Source organism: Vibrio sp. 10N.261.52.C2, from assembly GCF_041471425.1.
Classification (GTDB): Bacteria; Pseudomonadota; Gammaproteobacteria; order Enterobacterales; family Vibrionaceae; genus Vibrio; species Vibrio crassostreae_C.
In genome coordinates this window covers 1-18,537 of sequence record NZ_JBFROH010000013.1, presented here as the reverse complement: position 1 = coordinate 18,537, position 18,537 = coordinate 1, and the positions used below count along the sequence as shown (strand labels likewise).

At 45.9% G+C, this 18,537-nt stretch carries 20 protein-coding genes; 17 read left to right on the top strand and 3 right to left on the bottom strand.

The genetic code is table 11. The annotated features are described in order from the left end of the window. Positions 1-10: 10 nt before the first annotated feature. From AB4307_RS04675 to apeA, 3 genes are read right to left on the bottom strand one after another with little or no spacing between them, the layout of a single operon-like run. A complete protein-coding gene (locus tag AB4307_RS04675) occupies positions 11-1,252 on the bottom strand; it encodes an NAD(P)/FAD-dependent oxidoreductase (RefSeq protein WP_136974758.1) in 1,242 nt (413 codons plus the stop codon). A 23-nt stretch (positions 1,253-1,275) separates the two neighbouring features. After that, on the bottom strand, positions 1,276-2,349 hold the full coding sequence (locus tag AB4307_RS04670; protein WP_065584069.1) for a methyltransferase: 1,074 nt from the start codon (positions 2,347-2,349) through the stop codon (positions 1,276-1,278). A 28-nt stretch (positions 2,350-2,377) separates the two neighbouring features. Beyond that, complete coding sequence (gene apeA / locus AB4307_RS04665) at positions 2,378-2,767, bottom strand: ApeA family protein (RefSeq protein ID WP_017062271.1); 390 nt, start codon at positions 2,765-2,767, stop codon at positions 2,378-2,380. 72 nt (positions 2,768-2,839) lie between these two features. On the opposite strand from apeA, the gene AB4307_RS04660 reads away from it, so the two are divergent. The 17 genes from AB4307_RS04660 to AB4307_RS04580 all read left to right on the top strand — a co-directional run bounded on the left by AB4307_RS04660 (position 2,840) and on the right by AB4307_RS04580 (position 18,489). Beyond that, positions 2,840-3,586, top strand: a complete 747-nt coding sequence (locus AB4307_RS04660) for a beta-ketoacyl synthase chain length factor (RefSeq protein ID WP_170963074.1) — start codon at positions 2,840-2,842, stop codon at positions 3,584-3,586. Then, complete coding sequence (locus AB4307_RS04655) at positions 3,586-4,356, top strand: lysophospholipid acyltransferase family protein (protein WP_017062273.1); 771 nt, start codon at positions 3,586-3,588, stop codon at positions 4,354-4,356. The genes AB4307_RS04660 and AB4307_RS04655 overlap by 1 nt, the downstream gene beginning before the upstream one ends. A 105-nt stretch (positions 4,357-4,461) precedes the next feature. After that, the gene (gene apeE / locus AB4307_RS04650; protein WP_004736154.1) at positions 4,462-4,722 is read left to right on the top strand and encodes an ApeE family acyl carrier protein; all 261 of its coding nucleotides are present in this window, start codon (positions 4,462-4,464) and stop codon (positions 4,720-4,722) included. A gap of 10 nt (positions 4,723-4,732) precedes the next feature. After that, the gene (locus AB4307_RS04645) at positions 4,733-4,990 is read left to right on the top strand and encodes an acyl carrier protein (protein WP_004739745.1); all 258 of its coding nucleotides are present in this window, start codon (positions 4,733-4,735) and stop codon (positions 4,988-4,990) included. Continuing rightward, positions 4,990-5,547 (top strand): COG4648 family protein, encoded by a 558-nt coding sequence (locus tag AB4307_RS04640; protein ID WP_017062274.1) that lies wholly within the window; start codon positions 4,990-4,992, stop codon positions 5,545-5,547. Before AB4307_RS04645 ends, AB4307_RS04640 begins: the two co-directional genes overlap by 1 nt. Positions 5,548-5,553: 6 nt before the next feature. Continuing rightward, entirely contained in the window at positions 5,554-6,942 is a 1,389-nt protein-coding gene (locus AB4307_RS04635) for an AMP-binding protein (protein WP_372131277.1), read from the top strand. Positions 6,943-7,031: 89 nt separating this feature from the next. Then, positions 7,032-7,394 carry an ApeI family dehydratase gene (locus AB4307_RS04630; protein WP_372056809.1) on the top strand — a complete coding sequence of 121 codons (363 nt, stop codon included), beginning with the start codon at positions 7,032-7,034 and terminating at the stop codon, positions 7,392-7,394. Next, a complete protein-coding gene (locus AB4307_RS04625) occupies positions 7,387-9,186 on the top strand; it encodes a glycosyltransferase family 2 protein (protein WP_372056811.1) in 1,800 nt (599 codons plus the stop codon). Before AB4307_RS04630 ends, AB4307_RS04625 begins: the two co-directional genes overlap by 8 nt. Continuing rightward, positions 9,164-10,711, top strand: coding sequence for an HAL/PAL/TAL family ammonia-lyase (locus AB4307_RS04620; RefSeq protein ID WP_017062278.1), 1,548 nt, complete (start codon positions 9,164-9,166; stop codon positions 10,709-10,711). The genes AB4307_RS04625 and AB4307_RS04620 overlap by 23 nt, the downstream gene beginning before the upstream one ends. 39 nt (positions 10,712-10,750) lie before the next feature. Next, the gene (locus AB4307_RS04615) at positions 10,751-11,254 is read left to right on the top strand and encodes an acyl-CoA thioesterase (RefSeq protein ID WP_017062279.1); all 504 of its coding nucleotides are present in this window, start codon (positions 10,751-10,753) and stop codon (positions 11,252-11,254) included. Next, positions 11,241-11,921, top strand: coding sequence for an ApeL family LolA-like protein (gene apeL, locus AB4307_RS04610; protein ID WP_102393640.1), 681 nt, complete (start codon positions 11,241-11,243; stop codon positions 11,919-11,921). The genes AB4307_RS04615 and apeL overlap by 14 nt, the downstream gene beginning before the upstream one ends. Beyond that, positions 11,893-14,265, top strand: coding sequence for an ApeM family transporter (gene apeM, locus AB4307_RS04605; RefSeq protein ID WP_048659798.1), 2,373 nt, complete (start codon positions 11,893-11,895; stop codon positions 14,263-14,265). The genes apeL and apeM overlap by 29 nt, the downstream gene beginning before the upstream one ends. Next, complete coding sequence (apeN, locus tag AB4307_RS04600; RefSeq protein ID WP_029235193.1) at positions 14,262-14,885, top strand: ApeN family LolB-like membrane protein; 624 nt, start codon at positions 14,262-14,264, stop codon at positions 14,883-14,885. The genes apeM and apeN overlap by 4 nt, the downstream gene beginning before the upstream one ends. A 5-nt stretch (positions 14,886-14,890) precedes the next feature. Next, the gene (locus tag AB4307_RS04595) at positions 14,891-16,090 is read left to right on the top strand and encodes a beta-ketoacyl-[acyl-carrier-protein] synthase family protein (RefSeq protein WP_017062283.1); all 1,200 of its coding nucleotides are present in this window, start codon (positions 14,891-14,893) and stop codon (positions 16,088-16,090) included. Then, on the top strand, positions 16,083-16,547 hold the full coding sequence (locus tag AB4307_RS04590) for a hotdog family protein (protein WP_017062284.1): 465 nt from the start codon (positions 16,083-16,085) through the stop codon (positions 16,545-16,547). Before AB4307_RS04595 ends, AB4307_RS04590 begins: the two co-directional genes overlap by 8 nt. Then, on the top strand, positions 16,544-17,269 hold the full coding sequence (locus tag AB4307_RS04585; protein WP_017062285.1) for a 3-ketoacyl-ACP reductase FabG2: 726 nt from the start codon (positions 16,544-16,546) through the stop codon (positions 17,267-17,269). Before AB4307_RS04590 ends, AB4307_RS04585 begins: the two co-directional genes overlap by 4 nt. After that, positions 17,266-18,489 carry a beta-ketoacyl-ACP synthase gene (locus AB4307_RS04580; protein ID WP_017062286.1) on the top strand — a complete coding sequence of 408 codons (1,224 nt, stop codon included), beginning with the start codon at positions 17,266-17,268 and terminating at the stop codon, positions 18,487-18,489. Before AB4307_RS04585 ends, AB4307_RS04580 begins: the two co-directional genes overlap by 4 nt. The last annotated feature ends 48 nt before the right edge of the window (positions 18,490-18,537 follow it).

Sequence of the window (18,537 nt, the reverse complement as noted above, 5' to 3'; positions counted from 1 at the left end):
AATCGATTACCTAGTTTCGGCATATCTCAGCCAGTGTCGCCAATCGGCGCTTAGACTCTTTCACATAAGGGTTGGCTTGATCCCATGCGTAACCCGCCAGAATTGAGCACACCATCTGCTTAATCTTTGGATTTGGATCTTGATAGAAAATCACATCCTGCAAAGTACCTGAGTACCACCCCTCAACATACGTTCTAAAGGTGTTTACACCAACCATCAAAGGAGCGGCATAATCGCGTTCCCAATCTACCTTCTCACCGTTAAGTTGCTTTTCGACACACTCAACCGCAAACTGTGCCGACTTCATCGCAATCGTCACGCCTGACGAGAACACCGGGTCAAGGAACTCGCCGGCATTGCCAAGCAACGCGTACTTATCCGTCGCCAAATGTTTTACATTGGCAGAATAGCCACCAATTTCACCCCCAGGGTTTGGATACTCGGCGCTTGCCAGTATCTCAGCCAAGCCCGGCTCTTCCGCTGCCAGCTGTTTAATTGCAGCAATCTTGTCTTCTGGATAGGACTCAAAGAACTTAGGCTCTCCTACGACACCAAACGAAGAGACACCGTTACTAAACGGGATCAACCAATACCAAACATCAGGGTTGGTTGGATGCACAGAGATAAGAATTTTATTTCGGTCATATTCAAGATCGGTATCCACCTCTGCAATATGATCGTTAATGTGCGTAAAAATAGCTTTGCGTGGAGGGAGCGATGACGGCTCTGCCAAGTTAAGCATTTTTGGTAGCACTCGACCAAAACCACTGCCATCCAGAACGTATTGCGCTTCTATCTGATAACGCTCTCCACCCAGCACTTGTACATCTAAAATGGTGCTGTCGTCGGTGAAATTAATGCCCATTAACTCATGTTGGTAATCAATGCAGACACCCTGCGCCTCAGCCGTATCTGCCAAAACCTTATCAAAGGCACCTCGCTGAACCTGAAACGTAGTTCCAGGGCCAGAAGAGAACTTGTCTTCAAAATTAAACGCCGTATAAACGCCATTTTTGCGAAAGGCAGCGCCATCTTTGTATTGGAAGTTAGCGTTGATCACTGCGTCAGTCATCCCAGCCTGTTCAATCACTTCCATACAAGCTGGTAATAGGCTTTCACCAATAGAAAAGCGAGGGAATACGCTCTTTTCAATCACTCGAACATCGATGCCTTTTTTATGAAGTAAAGACGCAGCAATAGACCCTGATGGCCCAGCTCCGATGATCACCACTTGAGTTGATAGTTTTTTCATTATTTAAGCCATGTTTGTTATTTTTATTGCGCGCCAGCTTTCAATTCAAGAAGCGTGTGACCAAGACCGATATCGTCGGTGCGAGTTACCACTTCAAAGCCCGCTTCTTCAACGATCTCTAAGAAATCTTCACTGCGGTAAAAACGGCTGTTGCCATTTGCCAAGCAGGTAAAGTAGAGAGACGTCGCGTTTAAGCTATAAGAAGCCGCATCGTATTTCTGTGCATCCCAAAACAGTTCAAGGATATAGACAGTCGCGTCTTCTGACATATGAGAGCGAACGCGCTTTAATATGCTCAGAATCTCCATTGGCGAGAAACAATCAAGGAACTGACTCATCCACCAAACATCCGCGCCCGTTGGCAGAGTTTGCTGTTTATCGAGCATATTCGCTGGGAATGGCGTGACTCGCTCTTGATGACCATGCTTTGCCGCGTTTGCCATTGCCATTTCTAGCTGCTGTGGCAAATCAACAATCGTCACCTCAACGTCCGCATCATGGTTGCAGCATTGCATCGCCCACTTACCCGTGTTGCCGCCGATATCCACCAGCGACTTAGGTTTCTTGCTGAAGACTTTTTCAAGTAACACAGGGAACGAGCGATCCGAATAGAAGTGATCAAACTTGAACCAACTCTCTTTTGCTTTTTCTGGCAATTGAGACAAGCCTTGGTAAATGGTTTCCCAATCACCCAACTCTTTCAAGCCTGCAGGTGTGCCTTCTTCAATCGCTTCTGTTAGATGCATCATCGCGGCATAACAAACATCGGCTGTGAAATCCATGTTTGCGTTAGTCATACCATCATGCAGAAGGTAGAAACCAAGGTTAGCCATTTTGTAGTTAGGCTTTTCCCAAGTCACAATATGAGCACTTAACGCCATATCGAGCAGGACTTTCACGCCGTACTCAGAGACACCGGTCGATTCAGAGATAGACTCTGCTGGTAAACCCTCGTTGCCCGCGTCATCTAACGCTTTCAAAATGCCTAAATCACGAAGTGTACGAGCAGTATGAAAAACAATCGGAGCGAAAGACAATTTCTGCGCTTCTGTTTTTGCTTCTAATGCGTTGAATGGATCTAATTTATATTCCGACACGAAAAACCTAACTTTAAATAATAGAGAGTTACTCAGCTGCCATTTGCGCAAGCTTACGTTTAATATCAACGTTTAAGTTATTAACCCAACGGTTGTAATTACGGTGTATTTCACCATCGTCGTACTTCAAATTCTCTGATTCAACGTAAAGAATAGAGTAAAACTTATCACTATAAGGAATTTCAACCACAGCGTGGTGCGAACGAACATACAATTCAGCGCGGATCAAACCAGGCTTTATTTCTGAAACCAACCAGCCTCGATTTTCAGCAGATTCAGAAATAGCTGATTTAACCTGTTTACTTTGAAGATTCAGTGCAACTGGAGTATCCTCAACATTCATTACAGGTTGGACGCGTCCACATCCTGCAAGAACGAATATGAATAACATTGAAACTGCTATTTTTAGTAATTTCATTTAAATTCCTTATCTGTGTTTATTTATAAGCGCGCATAGTATTTAGTTAGACTCAAAGCAAATCAATACTCTATGTCAAATCAATCCCAATTAATGTCGTTTAATATTGAGAAATGGTCTGCAAATTCAGCGGGGCTCAATTCTATTGCTGAATGGCAAGCGTGGAGCACTAATTTAGATTGGCCACAAGATGGCTCAACTGAATTTAAAGCTATTCCTCCAATGATGCGCCGCCGAATGAGTGTGCAAAGCAAACTTGCTGTCCAAACCGCGTTAACCCTATTAAAAGACACCTCGATTGATTATCTGGTCTTTGCTAGCCGACATGGTGAGTTGCATCGAACCGCCACTTTGATTCAGTCGATATTAGAAGGTGACGATGCCTCACCAATGGCGTTCTCGCAGTCGGTACATAATACCGCAGCTGGTCTAACCACCATTGCCGCCAAAGCACCGATTCCACTGACTTCAATAGCCGCAGGGCAAGATACTTTCCATAACGCTCTGATCGAAGCTTATCTTTACCTTCATCAATATCCGTCGCATCGAGTGTTAGTTATCGATTTCGACCAACCTCTGCCCGAGCTCTACCAAGAGTACGAAACACAGAACTTTGCTGATTATGCGCTGGGCTTAGTGCTCACCGCTGGCAGTGAATACTCTATTACTAGGACAGTAGAGACCAACCAAGCACCTTCCGTGTTACCACAAGGGTTACAAACGCTCCAACATATCTTATTAGGTACAAATAGGTGGGCTATTGCTGGCAAGCACCAAACTTGGTCTTGGGTAAATAACACCGAGACAGGTACAGCGTAATGAGCAGAGTAGACCAGTATTGGCGAGTATTCGCGACAGGCCTCTGCTTTACCATCTTTGGTTTGGGTGGCTTAGTATTGAGCTTCTTAATCTTACCGACTATCGCGCTAACCAATCCCAATACCATTAAAAGAGAGCTTAAAGCACAGCGATTAATCCGTTTCTCATTCAATGCGTTTTGCCAGATCATGAAGTTCACCGGAGCAATCGATTACCGAATTGATGGTGCAGAACTACTGCGTAACGACCGTAACTGCATTATCGTCGCCAACCACCCAAGTTTGATTGACTATGTGCTGATCGCCTCTCAACTTCCTCAATGTGATTGCCTCGTCAAAGCGGCCATTTGGGAAAACCCTTTTATGAAAAGGATTGTCAAAGCGGCAGGTTATATACCGAACCAAGCCCCTGACGATCTTTTAGAGCGCTGTGAAGAACGCTTCTCACGTGGCAATGTCATGCTGATTTTTCCCGAAGGAACTCGCACAACGCCAGGAATTGAACCATCCTTACAGCGTGGGGCGGCACAAATCGCGACTCGAACACAAACCGATTTACGCGTGATTCATATTACGGTTTCTCCGACATTCTTAACGAAAGAGAAAAAATGGTATCAAGTTCCTGCGTCGAAGCCCTTTTTTCATGTCGCGGTGAAAGGTAAAATAGAAGTCGAACCATTTATTGAAGGCTCAAATAATTTAACTTCGGCAGCAAGGCGCCTTAATCATCATCTTGCACAAACAATTTTCCCTTCCGAAGAAAACATTTAGCGTATCAATAACATAACAGGCGATATCGGCATTTCGAAAATACCTCATATAATGTAGAATCGCCCCCTTAAAGCAGCATTCAGATAAAGCATTAAGTAGGCCAAAGTGGAAACATTACACAACGAACTGAAACAACTGATCATCGACGCATTGAACCTTGAAGACATGAGCATTGATGAGATTGAAACGGAAGCTCCACTATTTGGTGATGGACTTGGACTAGACTCTATCGATGCCCTTGAGCTTGGCCTTGCTATCAAGAAAAAGTACAACATTGTTATCGATGCAGATGATTCAAACACTCGACAGCACTTTGCGTCAGTTGAAAATCTAGCGAACTACATCTCTTCTCAAACGAATAACTAGACAGATCTTTATGACACAAGCTAACCAACAAGAAGTATACAACCAGGTTAAAGATGCGCTTATTGAGCTGTTCGAGCTTGACGCTGAAGATATCACCCCTGAAGCTCATCTCTATCTTGATCTAGACCTAGACAGCATTGATGCCGTTGATTTGGTCGTTCACCTACAGAACGTCACAGGTAAGAAGATAAAACCTGAAGAGTTCAAAGCAGTGCGCACCGTTAATGACGTTGTCGAATCTGTGGTTGAACTATTGAAGGACGCCTAATGCGTCCTCTGCTGACTTTACTGTCGGCAATTATACTTTTCACTTATCCAATAGCGGTTTACTTTGGACTCAACAAGTTTGGCTTACAAACCGTTGGTATTGCCTTAGCCGCTATCTTTGCTGTACGCATTTTCACCGGCGGTCAGGCTAAAATCAAAGAGCTAAAACACCTAGCTTGGATCAGTGGAAGTGCCGGTATTGTTCTGCTGGCTTTAGGCTTAGCCTTTAAGCAACACGGCTGGCTAACCTATTATCCCGTTATCGTTAATGTTTGTATGCTGGTTGTATTCGCTTCGAGCCTATGGCAACCACAAACGATTATCGAACGTCTTGCTCGCCTTCAAGAGCCTGAACTTCCGCAAAGTGGCGTTGATTACACACGAAAAGTCACCAAAGTGTGGTGCTTGTTCTTTGTTATCAATGGCTCTATTGCCCTTTACACCTGCTTCCAACCGCTAGAAGTATGGACCCTATACAATGGCTTACTCAGCTATCTGTTTGCAGGGTTACTCTTTGCAGGAGAGTGGGTAGTAAGACAGCGCATTCGTCAGAGTTAAATTGTTATGACCCAAACCGTATCTTACACCTCGTTGTCTGAGCTTCTTAGCCAGGACAGAGCCCCTGAATCTATTGTCTGCTTTGACGACAATAGCGAGATTACGTGGCAAACATTTAACGACGACTTATCTCAACTCGTACAATTTTTGTCTTTATCCCCTTTTCAACGAATCGCGATTTGTACCCAAGACAGCTACCTATTTGCGGTGGCCTTTTTGGCATGTACAGCAGCCAACAAACACATCATCTTACCGGGCAACTACCAGCCATGTGCGCTTGCTGAGTTAAGTAAGCAGTTTGATTGCCTGCTAGTTGATAACTCGATTGGCGAAGTTGAGGTGAATGACGTTCGTAATATCCAAACCTTATTGGATTCAAACACTGAAGCACAAAAACCTCTAACCGAGAATCTTACGACCATTGATTTGGCAACAGTCCCATTAACTCTGTTCACTTCAGGTTCAAGTGGCACGCCAAAAGCGATAGATAAAACGTTAGAGCACCTCGATATTGAGACCGCTCAGTTACACAAGAACTGGGGTGAGTTACTCAAGGGAAACCAAATCCAAAGCACAGTTTCTCATCAACATATCTATGGTTTGCTGTTTAGAATCTTATGGCCACTATGCTCTGGTGTTCCATTTGCTCGACACAACCTTGAATACCCAGAACAGATCTTATCTCACGCAAATCAAAACTGTGTACTGATCAGCAGCCCAGCGCTACTTAAACGATTAAAGCATGAGACCAACAAGGTACAACTTGCAGGAATCTTCTCTTCGGGTGGTCCATTGCCTACCGAGTCGGCTCACCAGTCACGAGATCTGCTTGGTCATTTACCGATTGAAGTCTTTGGTAGCACAGAAACCGGTGGCATCGCATTTCGTCAGCAAGAGAGCGCTCAAACGCCTTGGCAGCTTTTTGCCTGTATTGAGGCTAGTCTCAACAGTGAGAGTTGCATTAAGTTATTGTCGCCGTACATCGATAAGAATAACTGGTATCAAACCTCTGATGAGTGCGAGATGGTCTCGGAGAATCAATTCATATTGAAGGGCCGAACGGACCGAGTGATCAAGATAGAAGAAAAGCGAGTATCACTGGTTGAAGTGGAAAAGCGACTGGAGCAACTGCCTTGGATAAGTGAGTGCGTGGTTATTCCATTTGAGGAGCCTGAGCGATTAATATTAGCCTCTGTTTTGGTATTATCAGATCAAGGCCAAGCGAAACTCGCGACCATGAGCAGAGGCAAGTTCTGGTTGATGCTGCGTTCAGAACTCAGAAAATGGTTAGAGCCAATCGCCATCCCGAGAAAGTATCGTGTGGTTGATGAGATTCCCCTCAACAGCCAAGGCAAGCGATTAACCTCTCATATCGAACAGCTAATAAAATCATAGAAACCGCTGATCGTATTTTACACTGAGATTATCTTTTTATATTTTTGTCAGAACACCCATTTTCAGCCCAAGGATTCTAAGCACACGCTATGGATAAGAGAAAGCCAAACATCATTGCTGTTGACACTGCAGAGAATGAATCGACCCTGACGCTCCATGTTATTGGAGACATCACCGATTTTAAGGGGCACTTCAAGAGTTTCCCTATTCTTCCTGGCGTCACGCAGATTGATTGGGCGCTTTACTATGCAGTCCAAGAGCTTAATGTCCCTGGTTGCTTTAAAGGCATGGAGGTTATCAAATTCCAAGAGCCTATCCTGCCCGACTCGACCATTCAGCTATCACTCAAGTGGGACGCCGACAAAGATAAGTTAAGCTTCAGCTATACCTCGAACAACGGTGAACAAACTCACTCTTCAGGAAAAATGAAGCTGGGAGAGAAAAGTGAATAGCACTCCCGTCGAGGCTAATTCTCAACACCACACAAAAGAAAGCAGCTACAAGGCTTGCTTCCTTATCCCGTGCTTTAACCATGGCGCAACCATGCCGGCTGTGGTGTCGTCACTTCATCATTTTGAGTTACCGATCATCATCGTTGACGATGGCAGTGAACTCACAACAAAACAGTTTCTGTCTCCCCTAGCAGAGAATTCAAACGTAACCTTGGTGACGCTTGAACAGAACCAAGGTAAAGGCGGCGCAGTAAAAGCCGGAATCAAAAAAGCGCAGCAACTAGGCTTTAGCCACGCTATTCAGATAGATGCTGATGGGCAACACGACCTGGAAGCCTTGCCAACATTGATTGAGGCCTCACAAGCTAAGCCACAACGTCTGATATCAGGCCAGCCTATCTACGACGACAGCGTACCCAAAGCAAGGCTCTATGGGCGCTACGCGACACATATCTGGGTATGGATAGAAACCCTTTCTTTATCAATTAAAGACAGCATGTGTGGCTTTAGAGCGTATCCTATCAACCAAACTCAAACTGTGTTGAATAAGTACGATGTTGGTTCGAGAATGGACTTCGATATCGAGATTTTGGTTCGCCTGTATTGGGAAGGTTGCGACATAGACTTCGTTGAAACGCGCGTTATCTATCCTGAGAACGGCATCTCTCATTTCGATGCGTTGTGGGATAACGTCAAAATCAGTTGGATGCATACACGTCTATTCTTCAGCATGCTGCCAAGAGCACCAAAACTGATTGCTCGCCATTTCAAATCCGATTCAGCTGATAATAACCCAAATTTATCGACTGATTCAGAGCCGCAAGCTTCTGAACAACCACACTGGTCCCGCACTCAAGAACGCGGCACAGTATTAGGCATTAAGCTGTTATTAGCCATTTATACCTTGTTAGGTCGCGGTGTGTTCAACCTCATTCTGCGTGGTGTGATGCGTTACTACCACTTGACGGGCCAGCGTGCGCGAAACGCTTCCGAACAATATCTATTCCAATTAAAAGCCTATGCGGAACAGCAAAATATTGAGCTCCCCGGAGAACTAACCAGTTACAACCATCTGCTTTCATTTGGCCATACGATGCTCGACAAGCTCGCGGCATGGAAAGGTGATTTCTCGGCAGATAACCTGACTATTCATGGCCAAGACCAGTTCGAGAGCATGGTGGCAAATAAGCAAGGTGTGCTAATCCTTGGATCTCACCTTGGCAATATTGAGCTGTGCCGAGCTTTAGGTCGCAGACACTCGAACATCAAAATCAACGCCCTGGTTTTTACAGAACACGCCGAACGTTTTAATTCCGTGATGAAAGCGGTTAACCCGCAGTCTGATTTAAATCTGATTCAGGTGACATCGATGGGGCCTGATACCGCTATCTTGTTACAACAGAAACTAGAGCAAGGCGAATGGATCGTGATTGTTGGCGATCGAACTTCCACCAGCAAAGAGAGCCGCTCAGTATGGGCTGAGTTCTTAGGTAAGGAAGCTCCATTCCCTCAAGGTCCATTTATGTTAGCCTCGGTTCTCAAAGCACCCGTATTTTTGCTGTTTGGGTTACGTGACGACTCACAATCTAAGCCGCATTTTAATGTCTATTTCGAGCATTTTAGCAACAAGATCGAGCTACCAAGAAAGACTCGCGAACAATCTTTACAGCAAGTCGTGCAAAAATACGCAAATCGACTTCAGCACTACACACTGCAAGCACCGCTTCAGTGGTACAACTTTTTTAATTTTTGGACATTGAGCAAGCACCATGACGAAAAAGAATCCAAATAGCATCACCTTTGGTGCCGAGCGCCTCACGATTGAGGATGTTGTCGCTATCTCACAAGGCGCAAAAGCCTCGATGAACACAAGTGAAGCATTCACATCTAAGATCGACCGTGGTGTCGCTTTCTTAGAACGCCTATTGAAAGAAGAAGGTGTGATTTACGGTGTAACGACGGGTTACGGTGACTCATGTACGGTTGCGATTCCGCCAAACCTAGTTGACGAGCTACCACTGCATTTAACACGTTTTCACGGCTGTGGTTTAGGTGAAATATTGTCTCACGAACAAGCTCGTGCAGTATTAGCAACGCGCCTGTGTTCGTTATCACAAGGTGTCTCTGGTGTGACTCACGATCTACTCAACCAGATCGTTACCCTAATCAACCAAGACATCTCACCACGCATTCCTCAAGAAGGATCGGTGGGTGCCAGTGGCGACTTAACACCTCTGTCTTACTTAGCCGCAGCACTGATTGGTGAGCGTGATGTAATCTACAAAGGTGAAGTGCGCCCAACCAGTGACGTCTACAAAGAGTTAGGAATTAGCCCTATCAAACTTAAGCCAAAAGAAGGCTTGGCGTTGATGAATGGTACGTCTGTAATGACGGCATTAGCTTGTATCGCTTACAAGCGTGCGGAATATCTAGCTCAGCTATCAACTAAGATCACCGCTATGGTATCAGTCGGTATGCACGGCAATGACTTCCATTTCGATGAAGCGCTGTTTGCAGTCAAACCTCATCCTGGTCAACAACAAGTTGCTGCATGGCTGCGTGATGATCTGCAAGCGGATCGCCCGCCACGTAACAGTGATCGCCTCCAAGATCGTTACTCTCTGCGCTGTGCTCCACATGTTATCGGCGTGGTTCAAGACTCTCTGCCTTGGCTACGCCAAATGATCGAGAACGAGCTAAACAGTGCCAACGACAACCCAATTATCGATGGTGATAATGAGCGCGTACTGCACGGTGGACACTTCTACGGTGGACACATTGCAATGGCGATGGATACGTTAAAAACTGCAGTTGCGAACCTTGCTGATCTGCTTGACCGTCAAATGGCTCAGCTGATGGACTACAAGTTCAACAACGGTTTGCCATTCAACCTAACGGGTGCTGAAGGCGAACGTAAGCCAATCAACCACGGCTTTAAAGCAGTACAGATTGGCGTTTCAGCTTGGACAGCAGAAGCATTGAAACACACCATGCCAGCAAGCGTATTCTCTCGCTCAACTGAGTGTCACAACCAAGATAAAGTGAGTATGGGCACCATCGCAGCTCGTGACTGTTTACGCGTTCTAGAGCTAACCGAACAAGTGGCAGCAGCGTCACTACTGGCGGGGACACAAGCACTCGAACTTCGTAAGCGCCACAATGAGCTTGATGAGCACCACATGAGTGAGAACCTCAAGCACATTCGCGACGAAGTGCTTAAGGAGTTTGAATTTATCGTAGAAGATCGACCACTTGAAGGCGATCTACGCCACTTCATTGCTCGTATTCAAAGTCAGCACTGGTCACTTTACTCATAAAGTAGCCAACCCTTTACGCAATATTGTTGAGAGCGATTTATGTCTGAAATCCTTCACCCATTACAATCTGAGGTGACGCTTATCACCTCATTCCAAGATGCCGACCCAATGGGCGTGATCTATCACGGCAACTACTTCCGATTCTTTGAAGAAGTTAGGCGCATCATGATGGATAAGATTGAGTACAACTACCATGAGATGAAGGATTCTGGCTACATGTGGCCTATCATCGATACCCGCGTGAAATACATTAAGGCGATACCGTTTAATCACAAGATTAAGGTAACGGCGAAACTCACCGAGTGGGAAAATCGCCTGCGCGTCGATTATGAAATTCATGATGCTCTAACCGGTGCTCGAATGACACGTGCTCACACCATGCAGGTTGCCGTCACCATCGAAGAACAAGAGATGTGCTTTGCCTCACCCAAAGTGTTTACTGACAAAGTCGAACACTGGCACCAATTTGGTTGCTTACCTCTAGCAACTGAACATCAAACACAAACCTCTAACCCACAGCAGGTGAACCATGAATCTGTTTAAACGCAGTCGCAAATACATCAATATCGCGCTAATTGGACTTACTGCGATGATGGCAAGCGGCCTTGTAAGCGCCAAAGAAAACTCTGCTGCTGTCAATTCTATTTCAGAGCTGCAGACGGTGCTCAGCGAAAATAGTATTGTGCGTGGTGAGTTCACTCAAACACGCAATATGGAGATGTTCGCCCAGCCTTTAACGTCACAAGGTACATTTCTGTTAGACAAATCAAGTGGCTTACTCTGGACACAAACCACTCCGTTTCCCGTGAACTTAGTGCTCACCGATAACAAACTGAGCCAAAGGTTTGCCGATCAACCCGCAAAAATCATCACCGACAAAGAAAATCCAATGGCGTTTTATTTCAGCCATATCTTCTTGTCAGTGTTTCATGGGGACACGCAAAAACTTCAGGAACAGTTCGCACTCAATTTTGAGCCCGCAACTAACACCAGCTCTGATGAAAATGTACAAGCATGGACACTGACTCTAAAGCCCAAAAATGCACCGATGAATGCGGTGTTTGAGGCTATCACGCTGCAAGGCAACAGCGATATTGAACGTATTGAGTTGAAAGAGATTCGTGGAGATAGCACAATGATCGAATTCAGTCAGTTAAGCCATCTACCGGAAGTATTATCAGATGCTGAAGCGAAACAATTCCAACTCTAGTCTTGCCCTTGTTTGGCTTGTTGTTGTAATGCTGTTTAGCGGGTTGTTGACCAAACAATTCGCTTTTTCTTCGTCGGTACCGATTGAAAGCAACATTCTAAAGTTACTGCCCGAAAACCAGCAAGACCCAATGGTAGAGCAAGCCTTTCAGCAGATATCCAGCTCGATGAGCGAGCAAGTGGTATTTATCATAAGCGCTCCCGATATCGAACAAACCATGGTTGCGACCGACGCTTTTGAAAAAGCTCTCAACCAAAGAACTTTTTCAAGTCAGCCAACTCTGTTTAAGCAAGTTCAAGGTAAAATCAACGCCAGCACTCAAAGCCAGTGGAGCGATTTCTATTTTCGTCACCGATCTCAACTGCTGACCCAACAACAAAAAGAGACGCTGACACACTCGCCTGATTCGCGAGCTCAATATGTCATTCAGTCTCTGTACAATCCATTCTCAGGCGTCACTGCAGCAGAGTTATCTCTCGACCCATTCTTGTTATTTCGCGACTACATCAGTGCTATTGGCGTCCAATCAAGTAACTTTGTTCTGAAAGAGGGCTATCTCACGGCCCAGTCGAATGAGCAAACTCATATTTTAGTCACGGCTACTCTGGCGGACTCACCTTATAGCTTGGCGATTCAAGAACAACTTCCAGATCTTGATTCAATTGAGCGCGAGGTCGAAAAACAATTTGGCGTCAAGGTGCAGCATACTGGTGTGGTGTTCTACGCCAATTACGGTACCGAAAGCGCGAAATCAGAAATCAGTACCATTGGTTTGGGCTCATTGGCAGGCGTTATTTTATTGGTGTGGCTGACATTTCGTAGTGCGCTACCACTTGCCTTATCTTTACTCTCAATCAGTACAGGATTATTGGTTGCACTGGCAAGCACTGTCGCTATCTTTGGTAAGGTGCATCTATTCAGCTTGGTGTTTGGCGCTAGCTTGATTGGCGTATCCATCGATTACTCTTTTCACTATCTCACTGACCGTTTGGCCGCAGGAAGCCACTGGCAGAGCGATAAAGGCCTAAAGCATATTTTCATTGCCATCACTCTAGGTTTAATCACCAGCTTAATCGGATACTTAGGGCTACTGGTTGCGCCATTCCCAGGCTTGCAGCAACTGGCTCTGTTTTCGTCGATTGGACTGATCGCAGCTTACGCCAGTGTGGTGTGCTGGTACCCCGTTTTAGCGGTAAAACCAGGCCAAGAGCGCCCTCTTCCCCTGTCGAAACTTTGGCATACTTGGTTAAGCCTTTGGAGCAACCAAAAATTTAGAATTGGCTTACCGTTAACAGTGACTGTCGTTAGCTTGATGTCACTCAGTCAAATTCGTTACGACGACGATATTCGCCAGCTTCAGGCTATGCCCGAACAACTCAAACAACAAGAGCAAGCCATTACTGAGATATCAGGGTTAGGCAGTGGTCAAAATATGCTTTTGGTCACAGCTCAGAGCGACCAAAAGCTACTCAAAAAATTGACAGAAATCACCACAAGCTTAGATTCGCTGGTCAATAGCCAAGGTATCTCCGGGTATCGCAGCATCAATCAACACTTGTTAAGTAAACAAGAACAGCATGATAACTATCAGTTGGTTGAACAACTCTATAGTCAACAAAGCCATATATTACAAAGCTCTCTCGGTTGGTCTACGTTTCCAGAACTACCAAAATTCGAACCAATCACGGTATCTGGATTTTTGGAGTCTCCAGTCTCAGAGCCTGTTCGACCACTTTGGTTAAAACCTATCGACGGGCAAGCAGCGTCGGTCATTTTGATAAAAGACGTCACTGATGCTGAGCTGTTCTCACAGTGGTTGGAGTCAGATTTTGCTCAGAAGCAAGGTGTGAAACACCTCAATAAAGCGGATGAAATCTCCTCTCTTTTTGCTGAGTACCGCGTCAAGATTACCGAGCTGTTATTGATAGCATTGGCAGCTATTGGCATGCTGTTAGGCTGGCGCTATGGTGTGAAGCAAAGCCTGTTAATGCTGTTGCCTTCATTGATTGCAGGCGTAGCAGGTTTGGCGGTCACGGGCATTTTAGGCTCGACACTGAACCTATTTAACCTGCTTGGTTTGATTCTGATTTTAGGGATTGGCATAGACTACACCCTATTCTTTGCTGAGCAAAAGAAATCGCTGAGCACCTTATTAGCGATCACCTTGTCAGGTCTCACAACACTACTTTCATTCGGCTTACTGTCGCTGAGCCAGACTCATGCTATTCATAGCTTCGGGGTGACGGTTCTGACAGGGATCTTTGTCGCTTGGCTGCTTTCTCCACTCGCGATCAACAGTAGTAAAAACGTAGAAGGACCAATTACTCGAGAGGCTTTTAGATGATCCAGACATTAAAGGTAACCTTCGCCATACTAGTGGGCATTCTAATGAGTGCCTGCTCGATGGTTTCTCAGCAGCCAAGTGGTGCGAGCGTGTCTATCGATCAAGACACCGATCTAGCACTACCACTGCCAGCTGAACTGGGATACTCATTAACAGCCAGTCAGTTGATTAGCGCTACGTGGGAAAATGATACACAGCAGCTTCCGGTTCAAGTCGAAGTCACACCAGGTAAAGTGGTTTTGGCGGGGTTCTCCTCTTGGGGTACTCGCATTCTATCGCTGCAATACCAGAATCAAGTAATTGATACGCAGGTTTTGTCTGGGCTTGGCGCAACTTTGCCACAACCTGAACAGGTGCTATTTAATTTAATGCTTACCTTATGGCCGGCTGAAGCATGGGCTCAGCCTTTACAAAGCATAGGTTGGCACCTAGTCGATACCGACAAAACAAGAACCGTATTTGATGAAAACCAACAGGCAATCATTCAAATTGATTACCAAACAGATCCTGGTACACACAAAACGGCAGGCGACATTGTTTTCAAACATTTGACCCTGGGCTACAACATCACCATACAAACGTTGAACTCAACGATTGTCGACAATCCAAGTAAGAGTTGAACACTATGCCTATTTACATCCAAGACTGTGGTTTCCACTCAGCGCTAGGCTCAGAGATTGCCGATATTCATGGCTGTCTAAAAGACGAGCGTGAATCAAATATGGTCGAAGTGCACGATATGCTGAACGATGGTAAACACACTGTCGTTGGTCAGATCGCGGGTGAACTACCACCGATTCCTTCAGATCTTACGCAATACGCCACTCGCAACAATCAACTGGCGCTGTCGGCTCTTCACCAAATTGAAGATTCTATCGAGCAAGCCAAATCTCAGTTTGGCGCAGATAGAATTGCTGTTGTTATTGGCACCAGCACATCTGGGATCTCCGATGGTGAAGCAGTCTTCAAACAAAAATTGGCAAACGGCGAGTTTCCAGCAGATTACCATTACTCAAAACAAGAGCTTGGTGATACCTCAGAGTTCGTTAGCCAGTATTGCGCATTAACGGGGCCAAACTACGTCATATCTACGGCTTGCTCATCCAGTGGCCGCGTATTTCTGACCGCCCAGCGCTTATTAGATTCAGGTATGGCTGATGCCGTGTTAGTGGGTGGTGTGGATACATTGTGTAAGCTGACACTCAATGGTTTCCACGGCCTTGAAGCACTCTCAACAACACATTGTAAGCCATTTAGTGCAACCCGAGAAGGTATCAACATAGGAGAAGCAGCGGCATTTATGTTGCTCAGCAAAACAAAGTTAGCCGGTGTTAATGCAGCACAAGACACGTCAAACATTGCCTTATTGGGCTGTGGGGACAGCTCTGATGCACACCACATTTCAGCGCCTCACCCTGAAGGCAATGGTGCTGAACAAGCAATGAAAAAAGCGTTACATTCTGCACAGTTAAACGCAGAAGACATTGGTTATATCAATGCACATGGTACAGCAACGCCACTCAATGACTCGATGGAAAGTAAAGCCATTCATCGTATTTTTGCAAACAAGGTTCCCGTCAGTTCTACCAAACCGCTGACCGGGCATACTCTAGGCGCAGCAAGTGCGATTGAGGCTGCAATTGCGTGGCATATTTTGAAATATGACTTACCGCTTCCCTTACAAAAATGTCAGGATAAAGCTGAAGATATTGAGATTGATTTGGTAAACTGTTCACAGAAACTTAAAGCAAAGAACATCTTAAGCAACTCGTTTGCTTTTGGTGGCAACAACATTAGCCTGATTTTTGGTGTAGTAAATGACTGATATCCCTTCTGTAGACCAACTTCTCCCTCACGATGATCCGATGATATTAATCGATCGTGCTATCAGCGTAGAGGCGTTGTCGATCCACTGTCAGGTCGATATTGGTGACCATAATCTGTTCTTTGACGCCGAATCTCAAACGGTACCAGCATATGTTGGAATCGAGTTTATGGCGCAGTCTGTAGCGGCATGGTCTGGATATCACGCACTTAAAAACGGCACCACGCCCCCAATCGGATTCTTACTCGGCTCTCGTCGCTATAAATCACTGTGTGATGAGTTTACTCAAGGTCAGACCCTTGATATCTACGCCGAACAGATGATGGAAGACAGCGGTATGGCTGTGTTTACCGCAAGAGTCGAAGACCGAGGTGAGTTAGTGGCTCAATGCCAACTCAACGTCTACGTGCCGACCGAACAAAAATTACAAGAAATGAAAACTAGGAGCCCATCATGAGCCGTCAGGTTTTAGTCACTGGTGCCAGTAAAGGTATTGGTAAAGCGATCGCTATTCAACTCGCGAAAGACGGGTTTGAAATCGCCGTTCATTACATGGGTGACAAGCAAGGTGCTGAAGAGACGCTAAAGTCGATCACCGAACTGGGTGGCGCTGGACGTCTTATTCAATTTGATATCAGCAAACGAAGCGAGTGTCGCGAAAAGCTTGAGTCTGATATCGCTGAACATGGTGCTTACTATGGTGTAGTGAACAACGCGGGCATTACTCGTGACACTGCATTCCCCGCGATGACGGAAGAAGAGTGGGATGGTGTGATCCATACCAACCTAGATAGCTTCTACAACGTACTTCACCCTTGTGTAATGCCTATGGTTCAAAAGCGTAAAGGTGGCCGTATCGTCACTCTAGCGTCGGTATCCGGCATTATGGGTAACCGTGGTCAAACTAACTATGCTGCAGCAAAAGCGGGGGTGATTGGCGCAACTAAGTCTCTTGCTCTAGAACTCGCAAAACGCAAGATCACGGTAAACTGTGTCGCTCCTGGCTTAATTGACACAGGTATGGTTGACGAGCACGTGAAAGATCATGCACTTCCTCAAGTACCACTGCGCCGTATGGGTGAGCCGGAAGAAGTAGCCGGCCTAGTCAGCTACCTAATGTCTGATATTGCAGGCTACGTAACTCGCCAAGTGATTTCAGTAAATGGAGGCTTAGTATGACCCGCCGCGTTGTTGTAACTGGAATGTCTGGTGTTACTGCTTTTGGTAACGACTGGCAACAGATAGAGCCTAAGCTAAAGGCCTGTGAAAATGCGACTCAATATATGCCAAGCTTCGAGCAATATGATGGTCTCAACACAAAACTTGCCGCGCCTATTGATGACTTCCAACTGCCTAAACACTACAAGCGTAAGCAAGTGCGTGGCATGGGCCGTGTATCACGCCTAGCTACCGTTGCGACTGAGAATGCATTGGAGCAAGCCGGCTTAATTGGTCACGATGTATTGACCAATGGCGAAACTGGTATCGCTTACGGCTCTTCAACTGGCAGTACCGATGCGGTTGGTGCTTTCGGAGTAATGCTGAACGAGAAGTCGACACGAGCAATCACAGCAACCACTTACGTTCAAATGATGCCACACACAGCCGCGGTAAACGTAGGTCTGTTCTTTGGTCTGCGTGGCCGCGTGATTCCCACCAGCAGCGCCTGTACTTCAGGAAGCCAAGCCATTGGTTACGCCTATGAAGCGATCAAGCATGGTTACCAAACCGTAATGGTTGCCGGTGGTGGTGAAGAGTTATGCCCAACTGAGTCTGCCGTTTTCGATACCCTTTTCGCTACCAGTTTAAAAAACGACACACCCAAGAAATCCCCTAGCCCATACGACAGCGAGCGTGATGGCTTGGTTATCGGCGAAGGCGCTGGAACCCTGATCCTTGAAGAGTACGAACATGCTGTTGCTCGTGGCGCAAAGATCTACGCAGAAATCATAGGTTTTGCGAGCAACTGTGATGCGGCTCATGTGACTCAACCTCAGATGGAAACCATGCAAATCTGTATGGAGAAAGCATTGAGAGACGCACAACTTCCAGCTGAGAAGATTGGCTATGTTTCTGCGCACGGTACTGCGACTGAAAAAGGTGATATTGCAGAGAGTAACGCGACAGCGAATATCTTTGGTGAAGTACCAATCAGCTCTCTTAAGAGTTACTTTGGCCATACGCTTGGTGCATGTGGTGCAATTGAAGCGTGGCTCAGCCTAGAGATGATGCATAGCGGTTGGTTCAGCCCAACCCTAAACCTTAAGAATGTCGATGAACAGTGCGGCAAGCTCGATTACATCACGGGCTCAGGTCGCGAATTGGATGTTGAATACTTGATGAGCAACAACTTTGCTTTTGGTGGAATCAACACCTCTATCATCTTCAAGAAAGTCTAAGCTTAGCTACATAAAACGCTAAGTAAATAAAAAGGTTCATCGCGGATT